This is a genomic window from Microcystis sp. M53598_WE2 (genome assembly GCF_030067735.1).
In the GTDB taxonomy this organism is placed as follows: domain Bacteria; phylum Cyanobacteriota; class Cyanobacteriia; order Cyanobacteriales; family Microcystaceae; genus Microcystis; species Microcystis aeruginosa.
Window position 1 is genome coordinate 1 of sequence record NZ_JASJFE010000825.1, and the last position, 11,514, is coordinate 11,514.

The 11,514-nt window shown below is 44.6% G+C and carries 9 protein-coding genes; 4 read left to right on the forward strand and 5 right to left on the reverse strand.

Annotated elements, in window-relative coordinates; all coding sequences use genetic code 11:
• On the reverse strand, positions 1 to 879 hold an 879-nt coding region (locus PX636_RS16725), incomplete at its 3' end, for an RNA-guided endonuclease InsQ/TnpB family protein (RefSeq protein ID WP_288117922.1).
• 238 nt (positions 880 to 1,117) lie between these two features.
• Between PX636_RS16725 and PX636_RS16730 the strand changes: the two genes are divergently transcribed.
• From PX636_RS16730 to PX636_RS16740, 3 genes are all read left to right on the forward strand, one after another.
• Entirely contained in the window at positions 1,118 to 2,863 is a 1,746-nt protein-coding gene (locus PX636_RS16730) for a VWA domain-containing protein (RefSeq protein WP_288117924.1), read from the forward strand.
• A 184-nt stretch (positions 2,864 to 3,047) separates the two neighbouring features.
• Positions 3,048 to 3,770 (forward strand): DNA repair protein RecN, encoded by a 723-nt coding sequence (locus tag PX636_RS16735; protein WP_004163389.1) that lies wholly within the window; start codon positions 3,048 to 3,050, stop codon positions 3,768 to 3,770.
• Positions 3,771 to 3,838: 68 nt separating this feature from the next.
• Positions 3,839 to 5,824, forward strand: coding sequence for a M48 family metalloprotease (locus PX636_RS16740; RefSeq protein ID WP_004163390.1), 1,986 nt, complete (start codon positions 3,839 to 3,841; stop codon positions 5,822 to 5,824).
• Positions 5,825 to 6,085: 261 nt separating this feature from the next.
• On the opposite strand, the gene PX636_RS16745 is transcribed toward PX636_RS16740, so the two are convergent.
• The 4 genes from PX636_RS16745 to ftsY form a co-directional block, all read right to left on the reverse strand.
• On the reverse strand, positions 6,086 to 7,366 hold the full coding sequence (locus tag PX636_RS16745) for a DUF3086 domain-containing protein (RefSeq protein ID WP_288117926.1): 1,281 nt from the start codon (positions 7,364 to 7,366) through the stop codon (positions 6,086 to 6,088).
• A 245-nt stretch (positions 7,367 to 7,611) separates the two neighbouring features.
• Positions 7,612 to 8,028 carry a DUF3119 family protein gene (locus PX636_RS16750; protein WP_288117927.1) on the reverse strand — a complete coding sequence of 139 codons (417 nt, stop codon included), beginning with the start codon at positions 8,026 to 8,028 and terminating at the stop codon, positions 7,612 to 7,614.
• A gap of 39 nt (positions 8,029 to 8,067) precedes the next feature.
• Positions 8,068 to 8,868, reverse strand: a complete 801-nt coding sequence (locus PX636_RS16755) for a metal ABC transporter ATP-binding protein (protein ID WP_288117929.1) — start codon at positions 8,866 to 8,868, stop codon at positions 8,068 to 8,070.
• Between the two features lie 94 nt (positions 8,869 to 8,962).
• Positions 8,963 to 10,318, reverse strand: coding sequence for a signal recognition particle-docking protein FtsY (ftsY, locus tag PX636_RS16760; RefSeq protein ID WP_288117931.1), 1,356 nt, complete (start codon positions 10,316 to 10,318; stop codon positions 8,963 to 8,965).
• Between the two features lie 225 nt (positions 10,319 to 10,543).
• Here ftsY and PX636_RS16765 point away from each other — a divergent pair, with 225 nt between their 5' ends.
• The gene (locus tag PX636_RS16765) at positions 10,544 to 11,131 is read left to right on the forward strand and encodes a Uma2 family endonuclease (RefSeq protein WP_288117933.1); all 588 of its coding nucleotides are present in this window, start codon (positions 10,544 to 10,546) and stop codon (positions 11,129 to 11,131) included.
• Positions 11,132 to 11,514 lie beyond the last annotated feature (383 nt).

Sequence of the window (11,514 nt, forward strand, 5' to 3'; positions counted from 1 at the left end):
CTTGGCAAGCTTACGGTTTTTGACTAAGTTTCTTACCTTTAAAGCTTCATAGACTACCAGATCATTAGACTGGACTAACGCCAAAGCGTCTTTAATTGCTTTGTCTTTACGTTGACTTGACACTTTAAGATGAAGCCTAGCTACTTTTATCCGTTGCTTGTGATAGTTTTTAGACTGTTTCTTTCCTTTACGGAATTTCTTAGATAATCGTCGTTGTGCTTTTTGAAGTCGTTTTTCTGACTTTCTTAAATAACGTGGATTCTCTACAGTATTACCTTGAGCATCGGTATAAAATTCCTTTAACCCTAAGTCAATTCCTGTTATTTGTCCCGTTGGTTTATGGTATTCTTGCCGTTCTACGTCAATCAGAAACTGGCAATAATAACCGTCAGCACGTCTAACAACTCTTACCCGTCTAATCTGTTGTTCTGAATAATAAACTAACGTCTTTTGACTACACCATAAATCAAATTCTCCTGCTTTAAAACCGTCAGTAAATCTGATTTTACGTCGATCCTCAGATAGTTGGTAGCCCGTTAATTTGTATTCAACAGAACGGCTATGTTTTTTAAATCGAGGAAAACCCTTTTCCCCTGGTATCTTGGCATGACAATTCTGGTAAAATTTAGTAATTGATTGCCAGGCTCTATCAGCAGCCGATTGACGAGCTTGAGAGTTTAATTTATTAACCCAAGGTGTTTCTTTGTTGTCTGCTAGTACCGCACAAAGTTTTTGGAGATCATTACGGGTTGTCCCTTGATTGTCCATCCAATAACGAACACAAGAGTTACGCACAAACTGAGAAGTTTTGATAGCTTCATCAAGCTGGTGATATTGATCTGGGGTTCCGTTTTTTAGCTTTGCTTCTACGACTAGCATCTAACATCCTCGACCTTTGGCTAAATTAAGTATAACACAGTTTACCTACAAATGGTAGAATTAAAATAGTGCTTCGCAGTTAATATCTTGGTCTGATTTCATCCCCCGCAAAGGTTGATGTCTTGTCGAAAAATTTAGCGGGGGCATTCATCCGACATTTTAGGGAAATATGTTCTCATCCCATCTGCATTGATCCGAGTAACTTCGTGCTTTATTGGTTATTACTCTGTCAAGACTCATGATTAAACGCCAAAATCTTGCTTTTTCTCGTTATTTAACCTCAGTTACTCCCTTAACCGTCCTGTCTACCTTAGTATTTCTAGGCGCTTGTGGACAGCAACCCCAACAACAAGGAAGCCAACAACCCAGACAACAGGGACTTGAAGTCAAATTTCTCGTGGGAAGCGACCTAGCCCAATTCTGTCAGCAAGCAGCCACGAAATTGAACCAAAGCCAACCCAAACTCGCTAGCGGTGAAGCCTTTTACCTCAGTTGCGAAGCTAAAGGAAGCGGCGATGTGGTCCAAACGATTCTCTCGCTGGCCCAACAGTACCAAAATGGAACTCTCAAAGCCGATGCGCCCGAATTTCCCACCCTTTTATCCGTCGATGGCGAAATTTATCAGAGTCAACTCATCTACCAGATGAACAAGCTATTTCCCGGACAAAATTACATCCCGGAAATTACCGACTCACCCCTGATCGCCTACAGTCCGATGGTTTTCATGACAACCGCTGACCTCGCCAAGGGTTTAGAAAAAGTAGAAGATCCCTTCGTCGCCCTAGCTAAATTGGGTAACTACCGCCAACTCGATCCCAAAGCCCCACCCCTCCCCATCACTTACGTCCACACCGCGCCTACCCGTTCTAATTCTGGCTTACAAACCCTGGTGGCCCAATTTGCTGCTGTAGCAGGTAAGCGCCCAGAAGATCTGACTGTAGCTGACGTAGAAAAATATCAGGGACAAATTCAACAGATCCAGAGTAAAATCACTCGCTATGGTACTTCTACCGCTTCCCTTGCCCAATCTATGGTCGCCAACGGACCCTTTTGGGCTTCAGTAGCCTCAGTTTACGAGTCTTTGGTAATTGCTGCTAACAGCCAAGCTGGTTCCAATCAAACGCGCTATCAAGCCGTCTATCCCAAGGCTACTTTCAGTTCCAATATGCGGGCAATTTTAGCCCATGCGCCTTGGATAAGTGACCGAGAAAAAGAAGCTGCTGAAAAGGTAATTGAATTCATTCTTTTGCCCGAAACCCAACAAATTGCCACAGATTTGGGACTGCGACCGGGTGTTCCAGGAGTAGCCTTGGGAAGCAAGTTTTCTGCTGAATTTGGCGTGAATCCTCAACCCACCTATGACTCTTACCGTTCGCCCCAACCAGAAGTAGTTGAAGCCATGCTTAAAAGCTGGCAAAATTATGCCAAGAAACCGTCGCAAGTAGCAGTAGTAATTGATACTTCTGGGTCGATGGAAGGGCAAAAACTGACATCAGTTAAGAATACTTTACTTAATTACGTTCAGAACCTGGGACCGAAGGAAAGAATTGCCCTAATTAGTTTCAATTCAGTTATTAACGAACCTGTGATTATAGAAGGAACTCCACAGGGGCGAGATCGCGGCATTGAATTTATTGGCCAACTGCGGTCCAGTGGTGGGACCAGACTTTATGATAGCGCCCTCTATGCCCGCAACTGGCTATCTCAAAATTTGCGGACTGATACTATTAATGCCGTGTTAATCTTAACTGATGGAGAAGATTCGGGGTCACAAATTAATCTGGATCAGTTGGAACAAGAGTTGCAAAAGAGTGGCTTTTCTTCCGATCAGCGAATTGCTTTCTTTACTATTGGTTATGGGAAAGAAGGAGAATTTAATCCCCAGGCTTTGCAAAAAATTGCCGAAGTTAACGGCGGTTACTATCGTCAAGGAGATCCAGCGACTATATCAACTGTGATGGGAGACTTGCAAGTAGAGTTTTAAGTAATGAATTATGAATTATGAATTATGAATGGAATTCGGAGGTGGCTTCGCCGCCGAGTCAAGCGCAGGGCGGAATTCGGAGTTCCGAGGCGCATTTGTAAGTCAACCAAATGTAGAGACTGTGATTAATTCCTGAATTAATCTACTAAATCATCAACCAGCAATCATCAACGGTTAACTAAAAATGAAAATTGCTAACCCTCTTTATTACCCTTTAGCCGTTTTAGCAGGCGGGATCGTTTTAGTTGTTGGTGTTCGCTTTTTGGGATTATCTAATACTGTTACTTTACCAACAGCATTGGCGGTAACTGTAGTCGGCGCAACCGCCTTGAAAGCTAGAGAACCAGATGGGGAGAAACGGGTCAAACAACAATTACAACAGGAACTGCAAGTTATTCAAGGTTCGGCTCAAAGTTTAGCAGGAAAGGCAGAAGTTCTGCGTCAAGAAGCTAACCAATTATTAAGCAGCAGTTCAGTGCAAATGGACTTATTAATCGCCGTACAGCAAGCTTGCGATAGTGCTATTGAACTTCCCCCAAAAATAGAACAAATTGCTCAACGTTTGCCAGAAAGTGAATCCTTATTATCAATCAATGAGTTACAACAGCAACTCTTGGAAGTTAAAAGTAAAATTCGTTCGAGTTTCGGTGTATCTCGTAAACAATTAGAACAGTTGCAAGCCAGTTTAGAACGGAATATTGAATTAGCACAACAAGGACAAGATACTCGTCAAGCAAAATTAACTAGCTTGTACACTGTGATTCAAGACTCGGCTGGGGTTCTGCAACAATTACAAAATAAATTGCGGACGGCTGACTTGACTAATTCGGAAGAACTTATAGAGTTAAGAAATTTGAGTGAAGAATTGAGTGGCTTTCAAGAAAATATTGATTTTATCATTTCTTGAACCTGACTAATAAATCAACTAAACTGGAAAAATCAACACCACAATACTACCCTGGAGATTGACGAGTAATGAACTTCTTAAAAACAGTTGCTTTATTAGCGTTATTAAGCAGCATCTTAGTTCTGACGGCTTATCTACTCATCGGCGGGACAATTGGAGCTATTATTGGCTTAATTGTTGCTGCTGTAATTAACTTTAGTCTCTGGTTCTATTCCGACCAAGTTGTTTTAGCCGCTTTTGATGTTCGTCCTGCCAATTCTCAAGAAGAAGCTATACTCAAACCCATAGTTGAAGTGCTGTGCTACAGGGCAAATTTACCAGAACCTAAACTGTATATCATTCCTACTTCTTCTCCTAATGCTTTTGCTACTGGAAGGAATCCCCAACGGGGTGTTGTCTGCATTACAGAAGGGTTGATGAAACTGCTTCCTGAAGACGAATTAGAAGCCGTTATCGCCCACGAACTTAGCCACATTAAACACGGTGATGCCCTTACTGCTACAGTTGCTGTCACTATTTCTGTAGCAATTTCTCTCCTCACGGAAACAGGAATGACGGGAATGTTTGCCATGTTTAACTACCGCAACGCCAATCCCATCCGCCTAGCCGCCTTATTCCCTACCTTGCTACTTGCGCCCCTTACGGCTACCTTAACTCAATTAGCCATATCTCGAACGAGAGAGTATGCTGCTGATGCAGGTTCAGCAAGTTTAACCGGAAATCCTCGCGCCCTCGCTAACGCCTTAGAAAAATTAGAAAATAACAGCCAACAGCAGTCAATATCCACAGAAGAAAACCCAGCGTTAGCTCCCCTTCTAATTATTAATCCCTTCAAGGGTAAACTTGTCAATCGCTTATTTGCCACCCATCCTCCCACTAACAACCGCATTCAAGAATTACTCGCCATGCAACCAGGACTCTTAACGCCTCCCACTAGGAGAAACAGCCCTCAATCGAAACGCAGACGGGCAATAATTTCGGCTGCGATCGCCCTAATTGCTTTCGCTTTAGCTTATGCACCTCTTCCTGGCGTGCAGCAAAACCTTACCATCGTCAGTGGGACGGAACTTCAAGAACCATTGGCAGTCCTAGAGCCACAATTCGAGGCATCTCATCCCAACATTAACTTAGAACTGAAGTTTCAAGGCTCTCAGGACATAGTTAATAACTACATCGACCAGAAACATGACTTTACGCCTACTATCCTCATTCCAGCCAATGGGGAAATCTTAGAGGAATTGCGCGATCGCCTGGCGGTACAGGGAGAAAGCAATCCCTTCTACGATACGCCCCAACCCATTGTCAAAACCTTCCTGGTGGGTATCGCTTGGCCCGAGAGAGGAAAGGTTATCTTCCCTGGGAGACGCTTTCAATGGCAAAGTGTAGAACGGGCCATGCAAAAGCGTAACTGGACTGCTATCGGCGGACAATCTACCTGGGGAAGCTTCGATTTTGTCATGACAGACCCTAGCCGTTCCAACAGTGGTCAGTTAACCTTAAGTTTGTGGTCCCAGTCCAATCTTGGCGGAAGTCCCCTAGCTGGTACTAACTTGAATGGGCCGGGAATTCAATCTTTGTTTGCTCTGATTAAGCGTTCCGTCTATCAGCCGCCCCTTTCGAGTGACATTCTCTTGCAGGAATTTATTGCTCGCGGATCCAACGACGCTGATGTGGCGACTACCTACGAAAGTATCGCCCTCTATCGCTGGTCCCAGGCCCAAACTACCCAGGAAAAACCTTACCAAATCTACTATCTTGACCCGACTATTGAGACAGTAGCGACGGCGGCGATCGCACGGCGGGATGTGAATGAGGGACAAGCGAAAGCAGCCAGGGAGTTTGTCGCCTTTCTCAGACAGCCTTCCCAACAGGAAGTATTCGTCCGCTACGGGTTTCGCCCTGTGATAAGTGGCATAAACTTAGAATCAGTCTCCAACAGTCCCTGGAATCAGAATATTCCCGGTGTGCAGGTCAATCCTTCTGTACAATTTAGCCAGCCTCCTGATGCACAACTGAGGAAAGAAATTCAACGTTTATGGCAGCGAGTTAATTAATTTGAATCAATTGACATACTCCCACCGTCAAGCTACGCTGTGACAGGGGATTCTTTCCATATCACTAAGTAGTCGTGCAAAATTAATTTCCTAGTCGAGACAGGAGACTCCGAGACAGGAGACTCCGAGACAGGAGACTCCGAGACGGGAGACGGGAGACAGCTATTAGGGATCGGATTTGAGTTTTCAGTTCACTGTTTCCTCACACCAGAAGTCTGACGGAGTAGTGGCTTAGATGTGTAATTAATTTTGCTTAGGTACTTACCAATAACTAGAACTTTGTTGGGGTTCAGGGGCAAAAGCTAACCAGTAGGGGAATTGTAAAAGAGCGAAATTGAGCCGTTCTTCGGTATCATCGATGATAATGAGCGGTGAATACTTATCCTCGATTAAACGTTCCGCTTTTTGAATTAAAGCTTCGGGAGACTCAAAGAGAACGATGCCGCGGTCTGGTCCAAAATCGGCGCGGGAAATGCCGAGACAATCTTGGAGGCCGCGCCGCCATTCGCCTAAACGTTCGGGACTATTAGCCAGAACTAGAGAACGGAAGCGATCGCCCTGTAATTCCGCCATAATCGAGATAATTGCCGAAGCGACCAGAATATTCTGGAGACGGCTGCCCATACCGCGAACAGTACCCCGGCCTCCCTGTTTAAAGAACCACTGTTGCACCCGTTCGGCGTGAATTGGTTCAAAAGTGCGCCGTAGTTGCCAAGGGGGACCGTAATAATCAGGACGACTGCGATAACGGTCTAAAAGAGCTTGGATGCGCTGATTTTGGTCAGAAAAGCCCTGTCTAGGGGTGGATTGCCCCACAGGTTCCGATTCATAACCGGAACGGTTAGAACGACGGGGTTCTTGCCAATTATCCCGGCCTTGGTTACTGGTGCGGGAAGGACGGGGACTTTCTTCGCGATCATCCCGGCCTTGACTGCCACGGGATGGGCGCGGGTTTTCCTCCCGTTCGATCCGCAGGGGGGGTTCCACGGAGCGGGGGGATTTTTCGGGGGTTTCAAAACGGGGTAATTCCAGCTGTTCGGCAGCCGCGGCCAAATCCTGTAAACTGCCCACCAGATAGTCTTTAAATCCCTGAACCCGCACGGCTATGTCCTGGGAGACTCCGGCGAAATTACTCCGCATTTCCTGCCGAATACGCTCACGACGGCGTTCTAACTGTTCGATCGCCAATTCTAAAGCCTGTTTGCGTTGTTCTAGGTCTTTTACGCCTTCCTTGAGCATTCTTTCGATTTGAGCTTTGATATCTCCTAGTTCCTCGGCGATCAAGCGTTCTTTTTCCGCTTTTAACGCCGATATTTCTGCCGCTAGGCTCTGTTTTTGCCGTTCTAGAGCCTCGATTTCTGCCCGCAGGGGTTGCGCCTGCGCTGCGGGAACTAATTCGCCTTCGGGGGCGATTGCCGATGGCAGCGGATTCTCTACCGGGCGATCGTTCCAGAGATCGTCAAAACTAAATTCTTCGACAGATTCATTGGGTAAGTCTGTCATTTTGTCAAGGGGTAAAACATTAAAATCTTCTGAATTCATCGGCTTTAGAAATGCAGAGCGAACAAAGGGCTAAGGCAGGCAATTAAGTAAGTGGTTCTAATTAATAGACGATAGATATTGCCTTTGATCCCCCCTGCCCCCCTTAATAAGGGGGGTGCCGATAGGCGGGGGGATCCCCCCCTGCCCCCCTTAATAAGGGGGGTGCCGATAGGCGGGGGGATCTGACAATTTTTAACACCTACCCACTTAAGACGCTATTAGCCAGATTTTATTTTATCTCAATCTTAGTTCGCTTCTGAGTCGATCGCTTGCGGTGCTGCTAAAGGATAGTATTTTTCGAGGCAGAGTCTCAGGGTTGCGCTGTCAAAGATAATGGGCAAAAAATGAATGCTGTTAATTTCTTTGAAATAAAATAGGATCGGGACTTTGTTCCAGAAAATCCGCCAATTTTGCCATTCTTGGTAGGGAAAGGAGCGAATTTGTTGCCCGGACAGATAGACATCTAAGGAAGTGGGGGTAAAATGGAGGCGAATGCGGGTAGTCTGGAACATCAAGAATAGCCCTAACAGGGAGAAAATTATGCCGAGCCAGACCTGTAAAAAGAGTAAAGGCAGCGATAAAATTACCAAAAACAGGGGAATTCGATAGTTAGGAGCCAGTTCGATCGTTCCTGTTACTTCTTGCGGGGAAATAGTTTTCATTGGTGTCCCTATCGGCAGTCAGCCAAAATATCTTCGCTTCTAGTTTATCGCATTGTTTTTCCAGAGGCGATCGAGATAACCGAGACTCGATCGGGGATGATCTGGTGGTGTCATGGCATCGTAGAAGGAGACTTTACCCCCATAGGCACGCCGGAGATTAAAATCAGTTAAGACCTTAGATCGTTGATCGGCGAGGATCAATTCTTTATTTAAGAGGATTAAATCAGCAAAATGGGTGATAGATTCGCCTAAATCATGGTTAACCACCATGACAATTTTATTTTCTTGGGCTAACTCACCAAAGATATTAAAAAGAACCCCCTCGGTTTTTTGATCTACCCCAACGAAAGGTTCATCAAAACAGAAAATCTCCGCTTCTTGGGCCAAAGATCTGGCTAAAAAGACTCTTTGCTGTTGTCCCCCCGACAGCTGACCGAGGGGACGATGGCGTAAATCAGCCATTTCCACCCGTTCTAGGGCATTTAAAGCCTGTTGACGACTAATATGGGAAAAAGGACGAAACCAACCCGTTTTTCTGACTCTCCCCATCATTACCACATCCCAAGCGGTGACGGGATAGGTCCAGTCGATTTGAGATCTTTGGGGAACATAAGCGACTTTATCCAGTTGTTGCTGTAGAGATTGCCCTTGATAGTTAACGGTTCCCTGTTGTACGGGAATTAATCCTAGCATGGCTTTGATCAGGGTACTTTTGCCCGCACCGTTGGGACCGATAATACCGGTTAATCGTCCTGGATGAATTTTCAGGGTGATATCCCGTAGGGCTTCCACGCCGCGATAATATACTCCTAGATGACTAACTGTAATTGTCGTTTGCATAGTTGTTACCCTGAGTCTCCATTTCTAGCATAACTAAAAATGAGACAATTATGAAGCAACCATGAAAAGATTATGAAAGATAGCTAGGGTGAGATTAATCGCCACTCAGTAAAGCTTCCACGAATTCGTAACTGGAAAAGGGCCGCAGATCCTCGATTCCTTCCCCAGCGCCAACAAAGCGAATCGGTAGGTTAAGCTGACGCGCTACGGCAAGGGCAACACCCCCTTTAGCTGTACCATCGATTTTAGTCAGGATCACGCCGCTTAATTGGGCAGCTTCCGAGAAAACCTCTGCCTGTCGCAGGCCGTTTTGTCCTAAAGTGGCATCGAGAACTAGAAGCGATTCCACCACAGCACTCTCGGCTTTTTTGTCGATAATGCGGCGAATTTTGCTTAATTCTGCCATTAAGTTCTTTTTATTCTGCAATCTTCCCGCCGTATCTACTAAGAGTAATTCTATCTCCCTGGATTTAGCGGCTTCGATGCCATCGTACACCACGGCGGCCGGGTCGGTATTTTTGCCCGGGTTGGCAATTACTTCGACTTGCGATCGCTCTCCCCAAACTTTCACCTGTTCCACGGCAGCAGCGCGAAAGGTGTCGGCAGCGGCGATCATACAGCTATAGCCAGATTGTTTAGATAAATGGGCTAATTTGCCGATAGTCGTCGTTTTACCCACTCCGTTAACTCCTGTGAGCATCCATATATTTAATTTGCCTTTTTCTGGCTCAAAACCGGGGTTGCTATAATTGGCTAAAGGTGCATCTAAAATCTCGCGGATAATTTCTTTGAGATATTCGATCGCTTTTTCGGGGGGCAAAGCTTCCTGTTTTAGCTTATTTTGGAGGGTAGTGATAATATAATCGGTGGCATCTACCCCCACATCGGCCTGAAGCAATAAAGCTTCGATTTCCTCCACCGCATCTTGATTGAGTGGACCCTGACCGACCACGGCCTTAAGCTGATTGACCAAGCTGCGGCGCGTTTTGCCTAAACCCTGACGCAATTTTTTTAACCAGGTGATTTCTTCTTCTGAAACGTCCTCTGCTTGTCGTCCCTGATTGGCTAAAACTTTGGCCGACCAGATAAAATCTTCATCTGGTTCTGTGGGGGTTTCGATGGCGGTTTCTTTAAGAATTTCGAGGCGATCAGATTTTTTCAGCCATGCGGGGGTATTATCCTCGGTTTCTTCTTCTTTAACTGGTTCTTGCTCTTGCGGAGATTCCGTTTCAGCAATGGATGTTTCAGGGGTTTCGCTCACGACGGCCTCGGCCGTGGCTTTTTTCTCTTGAATATTTTTAAAGGCTTTTTTGGCCCAATCTAAATACTCTTCCTGACTGGTTGCCTCGCTAGTCGTCGGGGTTGCCTCGCTGGGGGTGTCCTCTACGGGTGCGGGGGGTGTTTGTTCTTGTTCGGGTTGGACTTTCTGACGACGGAACCAGTTAAACATAGGAGAAACTAAACATAAAACTATTTATCTAGTTTATCTTAACCCTTGAAGTGAGCAATTTTGATACTTAGATTTTTAATTATGGATTTCTCCGCATTTTTTGCCAGAGATTAAGGAAAAAATATGATCCGAGTAACTCAATTGATAACCTTGCTCAAGGATAACTTTATCTCTTTTTAGGGAAATGCTGTATCCTAGAAAATAGAATAGGAAGGAGAGTCAAAAATGTTAAGCGCTACTGAAACTAAATATTATACTCCCGAAGAATATCTAGCTCTGGAGGAAACATCCGAAGATAAAAATGAATATCGTCAAGGAGAAATTATCCCAATGGTAGGAGCCACCACTAATCACAATCAGATTTGTCTAAATTTTTGCCGTAATTTTCCCTTAAATATCAATAATCAAGATTATTATACCTACATGGAAACGGTGCGTTTATGGCTGTCAGATTATAGTATTTACACCTATCCCGATGTGATGGTGATTAAAGGTAAACCTCTCTATCAAGGGAATAGTCAATCTAACGTGATCAATCCTTTAATTATTGTCGAAATTCTCTCCAATTCTACCCAAGCTTATGATCGAGGGGATAAGTTTAAATTCTATCGTTCCTTGCCAACTTTTCAGGAATATATTCTGATCGAACAATCTAGTTATAGTGTGGAACGTTACTATAAACAAAAGGATGATCAATGGTTAATTGATTTCGTCACGGGGGAAAATGCGGTTTTACAATTGGTGTCGGTAGATTGGCAGATTTCTTTTCAAGATTTATATCAAAGAGTAAATTTCGACCTAGCAGAAACCTAAAATTAATAGAAAGGTGAAAGAGAGTCGCTGTCAATAAAATCTTCATCTCATCAGCTTTTAAATAAATAGATAATCTTTTTTGGTATAAGTAGTTGGACAAAAGTAAAGTTAACTGTGGGGTAAGGAGTCAGTCCTGATGAAAAAATTTTCACCACCAAAGATGAAAGAGGTTTCCTTCCCTACACTCCACACCCTACACCCTCTTTCAAGTCAGGAGTCGGTCGGCAGTAAGAATTGCGGTAATTTACATGTCTTAAGATTGACAACAGAATTTGGCTCTTCGTTACTTGTTATGGTTCGAGGGGGTAGCACAAATCGACTAAATCCTTATCTGGCAAGAGATTTAATTGATTAGTTCGCTCTAGATCAAAAACAATTGACAA

Bases quoted from the DNA above. Each gene is read 5' to 3' on its own strand.
- PX636_RS16730 (WP_288117924.1), top strand. From the start codon at position 1,118: ATGATTAAACGCCAAAATCTTGCTTTTTCTCGTTATTTAACCTCAGTT.
- PX636_RS16735 (WP_004163389.1), top strand. From the start codon at position 3,048: ATGAAAATTGCTAACCCTCTTTATTACCCTTTAGCCGTTTTAGCAGGC.
- PX636_RS16740 (WP_004163390.1), top strand. From the start codon at position 3,839: ATGAACTTCTTAAAAACAGTTGCTTTATTAGCGTTATTAAGCAGCATC.
- PX636_RS16745 (WP_288117926.1), bottom strand. From the start codon at position 7,366: ATGAATTCAGAAGATTTTAATGTTTTACCCCTTGACAAAATGACAGAC.
- PX636_RS16750 (WP_288117927.1), bottom strand. From the start codon at position 8,028: ATGAAAACTATTTCCCCGCAAGAAGTAACAGGAACGATCGAACTGGCT.
- PX636_RS16755 (WP_288117929.1), bottom strand. From the start codon at position 8,868: ATGCAAACGACAATTACAGTTAGTCATCTAGGAGTATATTATCGCGGC.
- ftsY (WP_288117931.1), bottom strand. From the start codon at position 10,318: ATGTTTAACTGGTTCCGTCGTCAGAAAGTCCAACCCGAACAAGAACAA.
- PX636_RS16765 (WP_288117933.1), top strand. From the start codon at position 10,544: ATGTTAAGCGCTACTGAAACTAAATATTATACTCCCGAAGAATATCTA.